This is a genomic window from Microbacterium sp. KR10-403 (assembly GCF_040196215.1).
Classification (GTDB): Bacteria; Actinomycetota; Actinomycetes; order Actinomycetales; family Microbacteriaceae; genus Microbacterium.
The window spans coordinates 14,127-29,241 of record NZ_JBEGDC010000002.1 but is presented as its reverse complement, the minus strand read 5'-3'; the positions used below and the strand labels follow the sequence as shown (position 1 = coordinate 29,241).

The 15,115-nt window shown below is 69.9% G+C and carries 18 protein-coding genes; 16 read left to right on the top strand and 2 right to left on the bottom strand.

The features are described 5' to 3' along the window. Positions 1 to 3: 3 nt before the first annotated feature. Positions 4 to 663 carry a transcriptional repressor LexA gene (gene lexA, locus ABMQ42_RS03905; protein ID WP_349722071.1) on the bottom strand — a complete coding sequence of 220 codons (660 nt, stop codon included), beginning with the start codon at positions 661 to 663 and terminating at the stop codon, positions 4 to 6. Positions 664 to 972: 309 nt separating this feature from the next. Between lexA and ABMQ42_RS03900 the strand changes: the two genes are divergently transcribed. The 6 genes from ABMQ42_RS03900 (at position 973) to ABMQ42_RS03875 (ending at position 5,221) form a co-directional block, all read left to right on the top strand. Beyond that, positions 973 to 1,326, top strand: a complete 354-nt coding sequence (locus ABMQ42_RS03900; protein WP_349721549.1) for a LysM peptidoglycan-binding domain-containing protein — start codon at positions 973 to 975, stop codon at positions 1,324 to 1,326. A gap of 76 nt (positions 1,327 to 1,402) precedes the next feature. Further along, entirely contained in the window at positions 1,403 to 2,440 is a 1,038-nt protein-coding gene (locus ABMQ42_RS03895) for a histidinol-phosphate transaminase (protein WP_502884632.1), read from the top strand. After that, entirely contained in the window at positions 2,437 to 3,048 is a 612-nt protein-coding gene (gene hisB / locus ABMQ42_RS03890; RefSeq protein ID WP_349721547.1) for an imidazoleglycerol-phosphate dehydratase HisB, read from the top strand. Before ABMQ42_RS03895 ends, hisB begins: the two co-directional genes overlap by 4 nt. Then, entirely contained in the window at positions 3,045 to 3,698 is a 654-nt protein-coding gene (gene hisH, locus ABMQ42_RS03885) for an imidazole glycerol phosphate synthase subunit HisH (protein WP_349721546.1), read from the top strand. Before hisB ends, hisH begins: the two co-directional genes overlap by 4 nt. Before the next feature lie 4 nt (positions 3,699 to 3,702). Then, positions 3,703 to 4,452, top strand: a complete 750-nt coding sequence (gene priA, locus ABMQ42_RS03880; protein WP_349721545.1) for a bifunctional 1-(5-phosphoribosyl)-5-((5-phosphoribosylamino)methylideneamino)imidazole-4-carboxamide isomerase/phosphoribosylanthranilate isomerase PriA — start codon at positions 3,703 to 3,705, stop codon at positions 4,450 to 4,452. Further along, positions 4,436 to 5,221: an SseB family protein gene (locus ABMQ42_RS03875; protein WP_349721544.1), complete on the top strand. Its 786-nt coding sequence runs from the start codon at positions 4,436 to 4,438 to the stop codon at positions 5,219 to 5,221. The genes priA and ABMQ42_RS03875 overlap by 17 nt, the downstream gene beginning before the upstream one ends. A gap of 3 nt (positions 5,222 to 5,224) precedes the next feature. On the opposite strand, the gene ABMQ42_RS03870 is transcribed toward ABMQ42_RS03875, so the two are convergent. Next, the gene (locus ABMQ42_RS03870; RefSeq protein ID WP_502884631.1) at positions 5,225 to 5,605 is read right to left on the bottom strand and encodes a DUF1844 domain-containing protein; all 381 of its coding nucleotides are present in this window, start codon (positions 5,603 to 5,605) and stop codon (positions 5,225 to 5,227) included. A gap of 204 nt (positions 5,606 to 5,809) precedes the next feature. Between ABMQ42_RS03870 and infC the strand changes: the two genes are divergently transcribed. The 10 genes from infC to pheT all read left to right on the top strand — a co-directional run bounded on the left by infC (position 5,810) and on the right by pheT (position 15,094). Beyond that, positions 5,810 to 6,472, top strand: a complete 663-nt coding sequence (infC, locus tag ABMQ42_RS03865; RefSeq protein WP_349722070.1) for a translation initiation factor IF-3 — start codon at positions 5,810 to 5,812, stop codon at positions 6,470 to 6,472. A 71-nt stretch (positions 6,473 to 6,543) separates the two neighbouring features. Then, positions 6,544 to 6,738 (top strand): 50S ribosomal protein L35, encoded by a 195-nt coding sequence (gene rpmI / locus ABMQ42_RS03860; RefSeq protein WP_349721542.1) that lies wholly within the window; start codon positions 6,544 to 6,546, stop codon positions 6,736 to 6,738. A gap of 32 nt (positions 6,739 to 6,770) precedes the next feature. Then, on the top strand, positions 6,771 to 7,151 hold the full coding sequence (rplT, locus tag ABMQ42_RS03855; protein WP_349721541.1) for a 50S ribosomal protein L20: 381 nt from the start codon (positions 6,771 to 6,773) through the stop codon (positions 7,149 to 7,151). A gap of 78 nt (positions 7,152 to 7,229) precedes the next feature. Further along, the gene (locus ABMQ42_RS03850) at positions 7,230 to 8,045 is read left to right on the top strand and encodes a TrmH family RNA methyltransferase (protein WP_349721540.1); all 816 of its coding nucleotides are present in this window, start codon (positions 7,230 to 7,232) and stop codon (positions 8,043 to 8,045) included. A gap of 53 nt (positions 8,046 to 8,098) precedes the next feature. Further along, the gene (locus ABMQ42_RS03845; protein ID WP_349721539.1) at positions 8,099 to 8,890 is read left to right on the top strand and encodes an amino acid ABC transporter ATP-binding protein; all 792 of its coding nucleotides are present in this window, start codon (positions 8,099 to 8,101) and stop codon (positions 8,888 to 8,890) included. A 27-nt stretch (positions 8,891 to 8,917) separates the two neighbouring features. Continuing rightward, a complete protein-coding gene (locus tag ABMQ42_RS03840; RefSeq protein WP_349721538.1) occupies positions 8,918 to 9,823 on the top strand; it encodes a glutamate ABC transporter substrate-binding protein in 906 nt (301 codons plus the stop codon). 86 nt (positions 9,824 to 9,909) lie between these two features. Then, positions 9,910 to 10,590 carry an amino acid ABC transporter permease gene (locus ABMQ42_RS03835; RefSeq protein ID WP_349721537.1) on the top strand — a complete coding sequence of 227 codons (681 nt, stop codon included), beginning with the start codon at positions 9,910 to 9,912 and terminating at the stop codon, positions 10,588 to 10,590. Continuing rightward, a complete protein-coding gene (locus ABMQ42_RS03830; RefSeq protein WP_349721536.1) occupies positions 10,587 to 11,495 on the top strand; it encodes an amino acid ABC transporter permease in 909 nt (302 codons plus the stop codon). The genes ABMQ42_RS03835 and ABMQ42_RS03830 overlap by 4 nt, the downstream gene beginning before the upstream one ends. 42 nt (positions 11,496 to 11,537) lie before the next feature. Then, a complete protein-coding gene (pheS, locus tag ABMQ42_RS03825) occupies positions 11,538 to 12,581 on the top strand; it encodes a phenylalanine--tRNA ligase subunit alpha (protein ID WP_349721535.1) in 1,044 nt (347 codons plus the stop codon). Then, positions 12,581 to 15,094, top strand: a complete 2,514-nt coding sequence (gene pheT, locus ABMQ42_RS03820) for a phenylalanine--tRNA ligase subunit beta (RefSeq protein ID WP_349721534.1) — start codon at positions 12,581 to 12,583, stop codon at positions 15,092 to 15,094. Before pheS ends, pheT begins: the two co-directional genes overlap by 1 nt. The last annotated feature ends 21 nt before the right edge of the window (positions 15,095 to 15,115 follow it).

The window sequence follows — 15,115 nt, the reverse complement described above, 5'->3', positions numbered from 1 at the left end:
CACTCACACGGCGCGCAGCACCGCCACGACCTTGCCGAGGACGACGGCCTCGTCGCCGAGGATCGGCTCGAACGCGGAGTTGCGGGGGAGCAGCCACGTGTGGCCGTCGCGCTGACGGAACATCTTCACCGTCGCCTCGCCGTCGAGCATCGCGGCGACGATCTCGCCGTTGTCGGCGGTGTTCTGCGCGCGCACCACGACCCAGTCGCCGTCGCAGATGGCCGCGTCGATCATCGACTCGCCCTGCACCTTGAGCATGAACAGCTCGCCCTTGCCCACGAGCTGGCGGGGGAGCGGGAAGATCTCCTCCACCTGCTGCTCGGCGGTGATCGGCACACCCGCGGCGATCTGGCCGACCAGCGGAACGAGCGCGGCATCGCCCACGGCGGGGGCCGAGTCGGCGGGGTTCTCCGCCGACGAGCCGGGCAGGTCGATGAGGATCTCCATCGCGCGCGTCTTGCCCGCGTCGCGCCGCAGGTAGCCGCTCAGTTCGAGCTGGTTGAGCTGATGCGTCACGCTCGAGAGCGACTTGAGCCCGACGGCGTCGCCGATCTCGCGCATGCTCGGCGGATAGCCGTGCCGGGTGATCGACTGCTGGATCACCTCGAGGATGGCCATCTGCTTGTCGCTCAGGCTCTTCCTGCGTCGTGTCTGTCGGCGCATTCTCGGCACCTGCGGCGCCGGTGTCGTGGCGTCCTGCGATGCGTCGCCCATGTCAGCTCCCGTTCCCGCCGCGGATGCAGCTTCTTCGAATGTCGGAGGTCCGTGGTGAGGTGTCCTCATCGAAACGGTATCCGCTTCCGGGACGGATCGGCGGCACCCCGAGGGCGTGTCGTCTTCGATCCGGATTCGCATTCCGATTCCACTTGACAGACTACAACATCGAAACTAGGTTCGGAAGAGAGGTTCGGTACGGGATGCCCCCGGCCGGGCTCCCGAACCGAATCTCTTCACAGCATCCAGGAGGACCCCATGGTCACGATCGCCCCGACGGCACAGCCCGTCACACGCCTGCGTCTCACGCATCGCGGGCGGCGCGTGCTCGCGGCGCTCGTCGCGCTGCCGATCGCCGCGGCCATCGCCGCGGCGGCGATCAGTGGAGGCGCCGCGGTCGCCTCGCGCGACGCCGGTGCGCCGGCCGGGTCCTTCGCCACCGTCACGGTGTCGGCCGGCGACTCCCTGTGGGGCATCGCCGAGCGGCTCGCCCCGCACGCGGACCCGCGCGATGTCGTCGACGCGATCGTGCGGCTGAACGCGCTCGAGGGCGTCACGGTCACGCCCGGTGAGGTTCTGTCGATTCCCGCGGATTACGCCCCGGCCGGCTGAACACCGAGTGCGGTCCTACGATGGAGCGGTGAGCCCTCGATTAGACGACTTGCCCATTCGTGACGATCTGCGCGGCATGAGCCCCTACGGTGCGCCGCAGGCCCGCGTGCCCGTGGCGCTGAACGTGAACGAGAACACCCATCCGGTCCCCAAAGAGGTGGCCGACGACATCCTCGACGGGGTCGCCCTGGCTCTCCGCGACGTGAACCGCTATCCCGACCGCGAGTTCACCCAGCTGCGTGAGGCCTTCGCCGAGTACCTCGGCCACGGACTGACGCGCGACCAGCTCTGGGCCGCGAACGGCTCGAACGAGGTGCTGCAGCAGGTGCTGCAGGCGTTCGGCGGCCCGGGGCGCACGGTGTTCGGCTTCGCCCCGACCTACTCGATGTACCCGCTTCTGGCGCGTGGCACGGGCAGCGCGTGGGTGGCCGGCGTCCGCGGGGTCGACTACACGCTCGACGCGGAGGCGGCGGCGGGGCAGGTCGCCGAGGCGCACCCCGATGTCGTCCTGCTGTGCTCGCCGAACAATCCCACTGGTACGCCCCTGCCCATCGACGTCATCGAGCGGGTGTACGACGCGACCGACGGGATCGTGGTGGTCGACGAGGCGTACTGGGAGTTCGCACCGCGTGACGAGCGCTCGGCGCTGACCCTGTTGCCCGGCCGCGAGCGTCTCGTCGTCTCGCGCACGATGAGCAAGGCGTTCGCCTTCGCGGGCGCGCGCGTCGGCTATCTCGCCGCCGACCCCGCCGTCATCGACGCGCTGCGTCTCGTGCGCCTGCCCTACCACCTCAGCGCGCTGACGCAGGCGGCGGCGCTGGCGGCGCTGCGGCACGCGCCGACGATGCTCGCGACGGTCGACGACATCGTCGCGCAGCGCGACCGCATCTCGGCCACGCTCGAGGCGCTGGGGTACAAGCCGTACGAGTCGTGGACGAACTTCGTGCTGTTCGGCGGAGTCGATGAGCCGACGGCGACGTGGCAGGCGCTGCTCGACCGCGGCGTGCTCGTGCGCGACGTCGGGCTGCCGCGCAGCCTGCGCGTCAGCGCGGGGACCGAGGAGGAGACCAGCGCGTTCCTCGATGCGCTCGCGTCGATAGACTCGGCGTCATGACGACCGCCGCGTCCCGCACCGCCTCCCGCTCCCGCTCGACGAGCGAGTCGTCGGTCGAGCTCGAGCTCGACCTCGACGGCACGGGCCTCGCACGCATCGACACGAGCGTGCCGTTCTTCGACCACCTGCTCACGGCCTTCGCGAAGCACTCGCTGACCGACCTGACCGTGCGGGCGTCGGGCGACACCCACATCGACGCGCACCACACCGTCGAGGACGTGTCGATCGTGCTGGGCGACGCGATCCGCGAGGCGCTCGGCGACAAGGCCGGTATCTCGCGCTTCGGCGACGCCCTGGTCCCGCTCGATGAGGCGCTCGCGCAGGCCGTCGTCGACATCAGCGGGCGTCCGTTCCTCGTCCACGAGGGCGAGCCCGCAGGGTTCGAGCTGCACCTCATCGGCGGCCACTTCACGGGCTCGCTCGTGCGGCACTCGTTCGAGGCGATCACGTTCCACGCTGGGCTCACCACACACGTGCGCGTCCTGTCCGGCCGTGACCCGCACCACATCGCCGAGGCCGAGTTCAAGGCGTTCGCACGCGCGTTCCGTCAGGCCAAGGCCCTCGACCCGCTCGTGCACGGCATCCCGAGCACGAAGGGCGCCCTGTGACGGCCAAGCCGCTCGTGGCCGTCCTCGACTACGGGTCGGGGAACGTCCACTCGGCGGTGAAGGCGCTGGAGGCGGCGGGCGCCGACGCGCGGCTGACGGCCGACCGCCGGCTCGTGCACGACGCCGACGGACTCGTCGTGCCCGGGGTGGGTGCGTTCGCGGCCGTCATGAAGGCGCTGCGCGACATCCGCGGCGACGAACTCATCGACCGGCGTCTGGCCGGTGGCCGGCCGGTGCTCGGCATCTGCGTGGGCATGCAGGTGCTCTTCGGGCGCGGTGTCGAACGCGGCGTCGACACCGAGGGGCTGGGGGAGTGGCCGGGCGTCGTCACCGAGCTCGACGCACCGCTGCTGCCGCACATGGGCTGGAACACGGTCCGCCCGGATGCCGGCAGCCGCCTGTTCGCCGGCATCGAGGACGAGCGGTTCTACTTCGTGCACAGCTACGGCGCGACGCAGTGGAACCTGCAGGTGCAGCCGCCGTTCCCCGAGCCGATCCTGACCTGGTGCGACTACGGGGCCGCGCCGTTCCTGGCCGCGGTCGAGAACGGACCGCTGGCAGCCACGCAGTTCCACCCCGAGAAGTCGGGCGAGGCGGGCATCCGCCTGCTCTCGAATTGGATCGACAGCCTGCCCCGGGCTACTCTGTGACCTCGTGCCCAGTGATTTCGCCGCCACGCCCGAATTGATCCTCCTGCCCGCCGTCGACGTGGCCGACGGCAAGGCCGTCCGCCTCACCCAGGGCGAGGCAGGGAGCGAGACCGACTACGGCGACCCGATCGACGCCGCTGTGGACTGGGCCCGTCAGGGCGCGGACTGGGTGCACCTCGTCGACCTCGATGCGGCGTTCGGGCGCGGCAGCAACGCCGCCGTGCTGCGCAAGGTCATCCGCCAGCTCAAGGGCGTCCAGGTGGAGCTGTCCGGCGGCATCCGCGATGACGCCTCGCTCGAGGCCGCGCTCGACTCGGGAGCCGCCCGCATCAACCTCGGCACCGCGGCGTTGGAGAACCCCGAGTGGGCTGCCAACGTCATCCGCCGCTACGGCGACGCCATCGCGGTCGGACTCGACGTGCGCGGCACCACGCTCGCCGCGCGCGGCTGGACCCGCGAGGGCGGTGACCTGTGGACCGTCCTCGCGCGTCTGGAAGACGCCGGCTGCAGCCGGTACGTCGTCACCGACGTCACGAAGGACGGCACGCTTCGCGGCCCGAACCTCGACCTGCTCCGCCAGCTCACCGAGCGCACTCCCAAGCCGATCGTCGCCAGCGGCGGCGTGTCGAGCCTCGATGACATCACGGCGCTGCGCGAGCTCGTGCCTCTGGGCGTCGAGGGCGCGATCATCGGCAAGGCCCTGTACGCGGGGGCGTTCACCCTCGCCGAGGCGCTGGATGTCGCACGCAACTGACGACTCCTGCGGACACGACCCGCACGTGACCGACTCGGCCGGGGTGCCGTGGGCCGGCCGGTCGTTCCGCACCAATCCGCACGCGGGTGACGACGGGTCGGCCGATCCCGCACTGCTGGCGGCACTGACGGCCTTCGTCGCCGGCACGGGCGACCGTGTCGCGGTCGTCGAGGCCTACCGTGAGGCGCGCCTGCTGATCCCTCTGGTCGCCGAGAAGGGCGACGAGGGGGTCGGGCCGACGGGTCTTGCCGTCGACAAGACGCAGGAGCTCTCGATCGTCACCGTCGCCGCCCCCGACGGCCGCCGCGTTCTGCCGGTGTTCTCATCGGTGCAGGCGATGGGGCGGTGGGATGCCACGGCCCGGCCCGTCCCGGTCGAGGGCGTGCGCACGGCTCTGGCCGCCGTCGACGACGAGACCGACCTCATCGTCATCGACCCCGCCTCCGAGACCGAGCACGTGCTGCGGCGGCCCGCCGTGTGGGCGCTCGCCCAGCAGATCCCGTGGGAGCCGAGCTTCGTCAGCGCTGAGGTGTTCACAGGACTCCAGGAGAGCGTGGCGCGCGAGCTCGCCGTCGTCGACCTCGCCGTCGCCGACGGCGACCCCACGGGCCGCCTGCGCGGGCCGGAGCTGCTCGTCAGGCTGAAGCTGGTGGACGGCCTCGACAAGGAGCAGCTCGACGCCGTGCTCGCCCGTCTGGCCCGGCGGTGGGCCGCCGACGACCGCATCGCCACGCTCGTCGACTCGCTGAGCGTGAAGCTCAGTCGCTGACCGTCACGAGACCGGGCCGGTCCACTTCTCGCCGGGTCCCTTGCCGATCGCATCGGGCACCGGAGACGCCTCGCGGAACGCCAGCTGCAGCGAGCGCAGGCCGTCGCGCAGGGGAGCGGCGTGGGCGCTGCTGATCTCGGGCGCGCCGGCGGTGATCAGACCCGCCAGCGCGTTGATGAGCTTGCGCGCCTCGTCGAGGTCGAGCTGCGCGTCGGGGTCGTCGGCCAGTCCCAGCTTGACGGCCGCGGCGCTCATGAGGTGCACGGCGGTGGTCGTGATGACCTCCACGGCGGGCACATCCGCGATGTCGCGGGTCGCCGCTGCGGCGCGCTTCTCCTGCTCTTCCCAGCGCGCCTGGCGCGCGGCATCCTCGTTCGAAGGCACAGCTGTCGTGTTCACGTCGTTCTCTCTGATAAACTAGGCGGGTTCCGGGCTCTGCGCCCGGTTCGAAAGAGGATCACATCCCACCCGCGCTTGCCGTTCCAGGCTACCGGGTCGTTGCACTCCGCCGGTTCACCGGCAGCCAGGGTGCGGAGCCGGTGCGTCACGCATCGTGCGGGTGGAGTGCGCCTCCGCCCGTGACGCACCCTGCGTCGCGGACATCCACCGCACGAAGAGGAGTTCCGCATCAGCGATCCCCGCACCAACGAGCGCATCCGCGTCCCCGAGGTCCGACTCGTCGGACCCAACGGTGAGCAGGTCGGCGTCGTCGCCATCCAGGTTGCGCAGCGTCTGGCTCAGGAGGCAGATCTCGATCTCGTCGAGGTCGCGCCCAACTCGAAGCCGCCCGTGGTCAAGATCATGGATTACGGCAAGTACAAGTACGAGGCCGCCCAGAAGGCGAAGGAAGCCCGTCGCAACCAGGCCAACACGGTCCTCAAAGAGGTCCGCTTCCGCCTGAAGATCGAGGCCCACGACTACACGACCAAGCTCAAGCGCGCCGAGGGCTTCCTGCAGGCGGGCGACAAGGTCAAGGCCATGATCCTGTTCCGCGGCCGTGAGCAGCAGCGCCCCGAGCTGGGCGTCCGTCTGCTCAAGAAGTTCGCCGAGGACGTCGCCGAGCTGGGCACCGTCGAGTCGAACCCGCGCATCGACGGTCGCAACATGGTCATGGTGATCGCGCCGCACAAGAACAAGTCCGAGGTCAAGACCGAGCAGAACGCGCAGCGCGCCGCCAACAAGCAGGCGGCCCGCCAGGCGAAGGCTGCCGCGTCGGAGACCACGAAGACTCCTGCGGAATCGGCCGAGTAGGCCCCACACACTCCCGCACCGCGCGGGATACCCCTTCCCGCGACAGCGGGATGCACAACGAAGGAAGAGACATGCCGAAGCAGAAGACGAACTCCGGCGCCAAGAAGCGCTTCAAGGTCACCGGCAGCGGAAAGATCATGAAGCAGCAGTCGGGCATGCGCCACAACCTCGAGGTCAAGTCCAGCCGCCGCACCCGTCGGCTCAACAAGGACGAGACGATCTCGCCGGCCAACGCGAAGAACGTCAAGAAGCTCCTCGGGCGCTGAGCGCACCGTCTGCACGTTAGGAACGAAACGAAATGGCTAGAGTCAAGCGGGCCGTCAACGCCCACAAGAAGCGTCGCGTCATCCTCGAGCGCGCCTCCGGTTACCGGGGTCAGCGTTCGCGTCTGTACCGCAAGGCGAAGGAGCAGGTCACCCACTCGCTCGTCTACGCGTACCGCGACCGTCGCAAGCGCAAGGGCGACTTCCGGCGCCTGTGGATCCAGCGCATCAACGCCGCGAGCCGCCAGAACGGCCTGACCTACAACCGCCTCATGCAGGGTCTGCGCCTTGCCGAGGTGCAGGTCGACCGCCGCATGCTGGCCGACCTCGCCGTCAACGACCAGGCCGCGTTCAAGACGCTCGTCGAGACCGCGAAGAAGGCGCTGCCGGAGAACGTGAACGCCCCCAAGGCGTGAGCTGATCCTTTTCGAACGGGCGTCCCTGGTTTCCAGGGGCGCCCGTTCTCGTGCGTCCTGCGCCCATAGACTGGGCAGGTGCTCGAGAACCCCCGTTCCGCCCGTGTGCGCACCGTCGCCAAGCTCGTGAAGCGTCGCCATCGCGACGAGACGGGGCTCTTCCTGCTCGAGGGGCCGCAGGCGGTGCGCGAGGCGCTCACCTGCCGGCCCGACGGCATCGTCGAGCTGTTCGTGACGCCCACGGCCGCGCAGAAGCACACCGACCTCGCTGAACGCGCCGCCGACGCCGACATCGAGGTCGTCTTTTCGACCGAGCAGGTCATCGGGGCCATGGCCGACACCGTCACCCCGCAGGGGGTGATCGCGGTGGCGCAGCAGTTCCCCGTGCGCATGCGCGACGTGTTCGCGGCATCCCCCCGACTCGTCGCCATCTGCGAGCAGGTGCGCGATCCCGGCAACCTCGGCACGATCATCCGTGCCGCCGACGCCGCCGGCGCCGATGCGGTGATCCTGACCGGACGCACCGTCGACCCGTTCCACCCGAAGGTCGTGCGCGCCACGACGGGTTCGCTGTTCCACGTGCCGCTCGCCCTGGGCGGCGAGGCGGTGGATGCCGTCACGGCGGCGCGTGCGGCCGGGCTGCGCGTGCTGGCGGCCGACGTGAAGGGCGACGACCTGCTGGCGGCCCGTGAATCGGGTGTGCTCGCCGGCCCGGTCGCCTGGCTGTTCGGCAACGAGGCGCGGGGGCTCGACGACGATGCCTTCCAGCTCGCCGATCAGGCGCTGCGCCTGCCGATCTACGGGCGTGCCGAGTCGTTGAACCTCGCCACCGCGGCCAGCGTCTGCCTGTACGAGACGGCCTTCGCGCAGCGCGCCTCGGTTACGGATCGGTAAACCTCCCGCGCTGAAGTCGCGGATTTCCTGAGCGGTTGCTTAGGGTTGTCTGCATGACGATCCCCGAAGACGCGGCTCCGAAGACGTCGAACATCTCTGTTCGGCGCGGTGATCCGCTCGTTGTCATCACGGATGTGCAGAAGCACTACGGCGATTTCCAGGCCCTCAAAGACATCAACCTCACGGTGAACCGCGGTGAGGTCGTCGTCGTGATCGGCCCGTCCGGCTCCGGCAAGTCGACGCTGTGTCGCACGATCAACCGGCTCGAGACCATCACCAGCGGCACGATCACGATCGACGGCGCCGAGCTGCCCAAGGAGGGCAAGGGCCTCGCCCAGCTGCGCAGCGACGTCGGCATGGTGTTCCAGTCGTTCAACCTCTTCTCGCACCTGACGATCCTCGACAACGTCACGCTGGGCCCGATCAAGGTCCGCAAGATGAAGAAGGCCGATGCCGAGGCGCAGGCGCGTACGCTGCTCGAGCGCGTGGGCGTCGGAGCGCAGGCCGAGAAACTGCCCGGCCAGCTCTCCGGCGGGCAGCAGCAGCGCGTGGCCATCGCCCGCGCGCTGGCCATGAACCCGAAGGTGATGCTCTTCGACGAGCCGACCAGCGCCCTCGACCCGGAGATGATCAACGAGGTGCTCGACGTCATGGTCGAGCTCGCCCAGGAGGGCATGACGATGATCGTCGTCACCCACGAGATGGGCTTCGCCCGCAAGGCGGCCGACCGCGTCGTGTTCATGGCCGACGGCCAGATCGTCGAGGAGGCGACGCCCGAGGAGTTCTTCACGAACCCCACGTCGGCGCGCGCCAAGGACTTCCTCTCGAAGCTCCTCACCCACTGACCTGCACCCCTCACAAAGGAGAAACACATGCGCAAGACACGCATCCTCGCGAGCCTGAGCATCGCCGCCGTCGCGGCCATCGCGCTCACGGCGTGCAACAGCGGCACGCCCGGCGACACCGGCAATGCCGGCGACAACGGCGACAGCAGCACACCCTGGACCGTCGCGACCGACGTGAGCCTCACCGGCAGCCCGACCTTCGACCGCATCCAGAAGGCCGGCAAGGTCACGATCGGCGTCAAGGAGGACCAGCCTGGTCTCGGCTACCTCGACACCACCACCAACACCCGCAGCGGCTTCGACATCGACATCGCGCGGTGGATGGCAGCCTCCCTCGGCTACGGCGAGGACAAGATCGACTTCAAGCCGATCGCGTCCGCCAACCGTGAGCAGTCGATCGTGAACGGCGACATCGATTTCTACGTCGGCACGTACTCGATCACCGACAAGCGCAAGGAGCTCATCTCCTTCGCGGGGCCCTACTTCGTCACCGGCCAAGGCCTGCTCGTGGCCAAGGACAACACCTCGATCACCGGCAAGGACTCGCTGACCAGCAGCGACGTCGTCTGCTCGGCGACCGGTTCGACCTCGATCCAGCGGATCAAGGACGAGACCCCGGCCAAGACCAAGGAATACGACACCTACTCGACCTGTGTGCAGGACCTCCTGCAGGGCCAGGTCGATGCGGTGACCACCGACGAGGCGATCCTGCTCGGCTACGCCGCCCAGGACCCCGACCACCTCAAGACCGTCGGCGACGTGTTCAGCGAGGAGCGCTACGGCATCGGGATCACGAAGGGTGACACCGCGCTGCAGACGTTCCTCAACGACACGCTGACCGACGGCCACGACATCTGGCAGAAGATCTTCGACAACAACCTCGGCAAGTCCGGCGTGACCGCCGAGCAGCCGAAGGTCGACCCGGTCGGCTGATCCTGTGACGCCGGGCGGCGGCTCACCGCCGCCCGGCCCCCTCCGGGGACACACACGACTCACGATCGGGCAGGAAGAGAGGCGACATGGACGACGTCGGGCACCTGTGGTGGCAGGCCATCGAGGGGACCCTGGTCCTGTTCTTCATCGGCGGCGTGATAGCCCTCGTGCTGGGGTTCATCGTCGGCGCCATGCGCGTGTCGCCGGTGCCCATCGCGCGGGCGGTCGGCACCGTGTACGTGAACTGGATCCGGAACACCCCGCTCACGCTGGTGATGTTCTTCTTCGCGTTCTGCATCCCGATCCTGCTGGGGCAGCGCATCAACGCCATCGCCCTGGCGACGGTCGCGCTCGGCATCTACACGGCGACGTACGTCGCCGAGACGATCCGCTCGGGCGTGAACACCGTGCCCGTCGGGCAGGCCGAGGCCGCTCGTGCACTCGGCCTGGGCTTCGGCCAGGTCATGACGCTCGTCGTCCTGCCGCAGGCGTTCCGCTCCGTGGTGCCGCCGATGATGAGCGTGCTCATCGCGCTGCTCAAGAACACCACGGTCGCCGCGGGCTTCTCCGTGCTCAACCTCGGCTCGGTCACGGCATATCTGAGCGAGCACCGCACCGCGACCGCGGACAACATCTTCCAGGCGATGGTCACCGGTGAGAACCAGCTGCTCACGCTGCTGCTGATCGCGGTGATCTTCGTGGTCCTCGTCCTGCTGCTCGCGTGGCTGCAACGCGTCCTCGAACGGAAGTGGAGGGTCGAGCGATGAGCTCCGTCCTGTACGACGTGCCCGGCCCCCGGGCCCGGCTGCGCAACCGCATCCTCGGCGTGGTCACGATCCTCGTCGTGGTGGCGCTGATCGCCCTCACCATCTGGCGGCTGTACGCCACCGGCCAGTTCACCGCGCAGAAGTGGTCGATCTTCGGCTACACGACCATCTGGGTGCGCATCCTCGAGGGGCTCTGGCACACGCTCTCCGCGTTCATCGTCGCGGGTGTCGGCGCGCTCATCCTCGGCTTCATCCTGGCGGTCGGGCGGCTCTCCGACCACGCGTGGGTCCGTGTGCCGGTCGGCTGGATCGTCGAGATCCTCCGGGCCATCCCCGTCCTGATCTTCATGATGCTCATGTACTACGGTCTGCCGACCGTCGGCATCAAGGTCACCCCCTACGTGGCCGTCGTGGTCGCGCTCATCGCCTACAACGGCTCGGTGCTGGCCGAGGCGATCCGCGCCGGCGTCGAATCGCTGCCGCGTGGGCAGAAGGAGGCCGGCTATGCCATCGGCCTGCGCAAGAACGGCGTGCTGCGCCTGATCCTCCTGCCGCAGGCCGTGCGGGCCATGATGCCGGTCATCATCTCGCAGCTGGTCGTCGCGCTGAAGGACACGGCGCTCGGCTTCATCATCACCTATCCCGAGCTCCTGTACGTCATCAAGCTGCTGGGCACGCAGATCCAGTACGGTTCGCCGCTCGTACCCGCGGCCATCGTCGGCGGGTCGATCTACGTCGCGCTGTGTCTGCTGCTGTCGTACGTGGCGTACCGGGTCGAGAGGCGGACGCGGCGGTCGCCGAAGGCGCCGCGCCTGGACCCCGGTGACGGCGCTGACCCGACGACCGCGACCGAGCGCATCGCCGTGCGTCGCGGCCTCGGCAAGTTCGACGGCCGTCAGGCGTGACCCGTCCGGGGCCGCCTCGGGGCCCCGGTAGACTCGATTCTCGTGTCGAACGAGGTTTCTGAGATCACCCCTGAGGCGGTGGATGCCGCGGTCCAGGCCGCACTGGCCGCCGTCGCGAGCGCGACCGACACGGCCGCGCTGAAGGCCGCGCGCGCCGCGCACTCCGCCGAGGGCTCGCCGCTGGCGAAGCTCAACGCGCGCATGCGCGACGTGCCTCCCGAGCGCAAGGCCGAGTTCGGCAAGCTCGTCGGGCAGGCCCGCGGTCGGGTGAACCAGGCCTTCATCACCCGCGAGGGCGAGCTGGAGGCGGCCGAGACCGCCGCGCGCCTGGAGGCGGAGCGGGTGGACGTCACGGCGCTGCCGTCCCGCGCGCGCGTGGGGGCGCGGCATCCCCTCACCCTCCTGCAGGAGCAGATCGGCGACATCTTCATCGGCATGGGCTGGGAGGTCGCCGAGGGTCCCGAGCTCGAGCACGAGTGGTACAACTTCGACGCGCTCAACCTCGACCCCGATCACCCGGCGCGCCAGATGCAGGACACGTTCTACGTCGATCCGCCCGAGCGCCACCTGGTGATGCGCACGCAGACGAGCCCCGTGCAGATGCGCTCGATGCTCACACGCGAGCTGCCCATCTACATCGTCTCGCCCGGTCGTGTGTTCCGCACCGACGAGTACGACGCGACCCACCTGCCGGTGTTCACGCAGGTCGAGGGCCTCGTCGTCGACAAAGGCATCACGATGGCGCACCTGAAGGGCACGCTCGACCACCTGGCGCGGCAGCTTTTCGGCGCCGAGGCGAAGACGCGCCTGCGCACCAACTACTTCCCGTTCACCGAGCCGTCGGCCGAGTTCGACCTGTGGCATCCCACCTTCAAAGGTGGTGCCCGCTGGATCGAGTGGGGCGGCTGCGGCATGGTCAACCCCAATGTGCTGCGCGCGGCGGGGATCGACCCCGAGGTGTACAGCGGCTTCGCGTTCGGCATCGGCGTCGAGCGCGCGCTCATGTTCCGCAGCGATGTGCAGGACATGCGCGACATGGCCGAGGGCGATATCCGTTTCAGCGAGCAGTTCGGGATGGTGGTGTGATGCGCGTCCCGCTTTCGTGGCTGCGTGAATACGTCGATGTGGCGCCGGAGGCGACGCCCGACGACATCCTCGCGTCTCTGGTGTCCGTCGGCTTCGAAGAGGAGGACGTGCACCGCTTCGAGGTGTCGGGTCCCGTCGTGGTCGGCCAGGTGCTCGAGCTGACCGGTGAGCCCCAGAAGAACGGCAAGACGATCAACTGGTGCCAGGTCGACGTGGGCGAGGCGAACGGCGGGGTGCGCGGCATCGTGTGCGGCGCCCACAACTTCGGCGTCGGCGACAAGGTCGTGGTGACGCTGCCGGGGGCCGTCCTCCCCGGCCCGTTCCCGATCGCCGCGCGCAAGACCTACGGCCATGTCTCCGACGGCATGATCGCCTCCGCGCGCGAGCTCGGGCTCGGCGATGAGCACAGCGGCATCCTGCGCCTGGCCGATCTCGGCATCGACGCGCCGGTCGGCACCGACGCCATCGCCCTGCTCGGCCTGGACGACGTCGCCGTCGAGATCAACGTGACCCCCGACCGCGGCTACGCGCTCAGCCTGCGGGGCGTGGCCCGCGAGTACGCGCACGCCACCGGTGGCGCCTTCCGCGACCCGGGCGAGCGCGAGTGGGCGGAGCTCGAGCAGCCCGAGGGCGGCTTCGCCGTCGCGGTCGTCGACGACGCCCCGATCCGCGGCAACGTCGGCGCGACCGAGTTCGTCGCGCGCATCGTGCGCGGGGTGGATGCCGCGGCTCCGACGCCCCCGTGGATGATCGCCCGTCTCGTGCTGGCCGGCATCCGCTCGATCTCGGTGCTCGTCGACATCACGAACTACGTGATGCTCGAGCTCGGCAACCCGATCCACGGCTACGACCTCGACAAGCTCACCGACGGCATCACCGTGCGTCGTGCGCAGCCGGGGGAGAAGCTCACCACCCTCGACGATCAGGTGCGCGCGCTGCACCCCGAGGATCTGCTCATCACCGACGGCTCGGGCCCCATCGGCCTGGCCGGCGTCATGGGAGGCGCCACGACCGAGATGAGCGGTGAGACGGTGAACGTGCTCATCGAGGCGGCCGTGTTCGACCAGGTGTCGATCGCGCGCACCGCGCGCCGGCACAAGCTGCCCTCCGAGGCGTCGCGGCGCTTCGAGCGCGGCGTCGACCCGCTCATCCCGTTCGTCGCGGCCCGTCGTGTGGCCGACCTGATGGTGGAGCTGGCCGGCGGCACGCTCGACACCGAGATCGGCGGGGCGCTGTTCGCCCCCTACGAGCGCGAGGCGATCGCGCTGCCGAAGCCGTTCGCCTCGAAGCTCGTGGGCATCGACTACACCGATGACGAGATCGTGTCCTCGCTCGAGATGATCGGCTGCGAGGTCTACGCGGCCGACGACGAGCAGTGGCTCGTGACACCGCCGTCGTGGCGATCGGACCTGACCGACAAGTGGACGCTGACCGAAGAGGTCGCCCGCATCCAGGGCCTCGACCGTGTGCCGTCGGTGCTGCCCACGCCTCCCGCGGGCAACGGCTGGACCGCCGAGCAGCGCGGCCGTCGCCGCGTCGCGAACGCGCTCGCCGCGGCCGGCCTCGTCGAGACGCCGTCTTTCCCGTTCACGACCGAGGCGCAGAACGACCTGCACGGGTCGGCCTCGGGCGAGCACCTGCCCAGCGTCAGGCTCGCGAACCCGCTCGACGGGCACGCGCCGCACCTGCGCCGTTCGCTCGTGCCGGGGCTGCTGCAGGTCGCCCACCGCAACCTCTCGCGCGGCTTCACCGACCTCGCGCTCTACGAGCTCGGGGCCGTGTTCCTGCCCGAGCCGGGTGTGAGCTACGGCACCGCCGACGTTCCGCCGCTGGGACAGCGACCCGACGACGAGACCCTCGCCGCTCTCGACGCCGCCCTGCCACCGCAGCCGCGCCGCGTCGCCGTGCTGCTGGCCGGCAACCGCGCCGCCAAGCAGCCCGGTCAGGTCGCCGAGCCGGCCGATCTCGCCGACGCGCTCGACGCGGTGCGGGTCATCGCCGCCGCCGCTGGCGTGCGCGTCGACGTCGAGCAGGGGCGGCGCGCGGCGCTGCACCCGGGGCGGACGGCGCTCCTGCGCGTGGGCGAGGCAGAGGTCGGCTACGCCGGAGAGCTCCTCCCGCAGGTGGCCGCCGATGCCGACCTGCACGGTCGCGTTTACGTCGCCGAGCTCGATCTCGATGCGCTGCTGGCCTCGGCCGGGGCCTCGGTGGCCGCGGCATCCCTCTCCACCCAGACGGCTGCGACGCAGGACGTGTCGCTGGTGGTCCCGGTGGAGGTGCCGGCCGCGGCCGTGCGCGTCGCCCTCGAAGAGGGCTGCGGGTCGTTGCTTGAATCGCTGCGGCTGGTCGACGACTACCGCGGGCAGGGCGTGGCCGAGGGCACGAAGAGCCTGACCTTCGCGCTGCTGTTCCGCGCGGCCGACCGGACGCTGACGGCGGCCGAGGCGACCGACGCGAAACTGCAGGGTGTGGAGCTGGCGGCCGAGCGGTTCGGCGCGAAGATCCGCGACTGACCGACCGCGTCGCGCTAGCGT

What these genes read in the sequence shown, in the direction of transcription:
- ABMQ42_RS03875 (WP_349721544.1), top strand. Translation starts at nt 4,436, where the DNA reads ATGTCGCACGCAACTGACGACTCCTGCGGACACGACCCGCACGTGACC.
- ABMQ42_RS03840 (WP_349721538.1), top strand. Translation starts at nt 8,918, where the DNA reads ATGCGCAAGACACGCATCCTCGCGAGCCTGAGCATCGCCGCCGTCGCG.
- hisB (WP_349721547.1), top strand. Translation starts at nt 2,437, where the DNA reads ATGACGACCGCCGCGTCCCGCACCGCCTCCCGCTCCCGCTCGACGAGC.
- rpmI (WP_349721542.1), top strand. Translation starts at nt 6,544, where the DNA reads ATGCCGAAGCAGAAGACGAACTCCGGCGCCAAGAAGCGCTTCAAGGTC.
- ABMQ42_RS03895 (WP_502884632.1), top strand. Translation starts at nt 1,403, where the DNA reads ATGAGCCCCTACGGTGCGCCGCAGGCCCGCGTGCCCGTGGCGCTGAAC.
- lexA (WP_349722071.1), bottom strand. Translation starts at nt 663, where the DNA reads ATGCGCCGACAGACACGACGCAGGAAGAGCCTGAGCGACAAGCAGATG.
- ABMQ42_RS03830 (WP_349721536.1), top strand. Translation starts at nt 10,587, where the DNA reads ATGAGCTCCGTCCTGTACGACGTGCCCGGCCCCCGGGCCCGGCTGCGC.
- ABMQ42_RS03900 (WP_349721549.1), top strand. Translation starts at nt 973, where the DNA reads ATGGTCACGATCGCCCCGACGGCACAGCCCGTCACACGCCTGCGTCTC.
- ABMQ42_RS03845 (WP_349721539.1), top strand. Translation starts at nt 8,099, where the DNA reads ATGACGATCCCCGAAGACGCGGCTCCGAAGACGTCGAACATCTCTGTT.
- rplT (WP_349721541.1), top strand. Translation starts at nt 6,771, where the DNA reads ATGGCTAGAGTCAAGCGGGCCGTCAACGCCCACAAGAAGCGTCGCGTC.
- pheT (WP_349721534.1), top strand. Translation starts at nt 12,581, where the DNA reads ATGCGCGTCCCGCTTTCGTGGCTGCGTGAATACGTCGATGTGGCGCCG.
- ABMQ42_RS03835 (WP_349721537.1), top strand. Translation starts at nt 9,910, where the DNA reads ATGGACGACGTCGGGCACCTGTGGTGGCAGGCCATCGAGGGGACCCTG.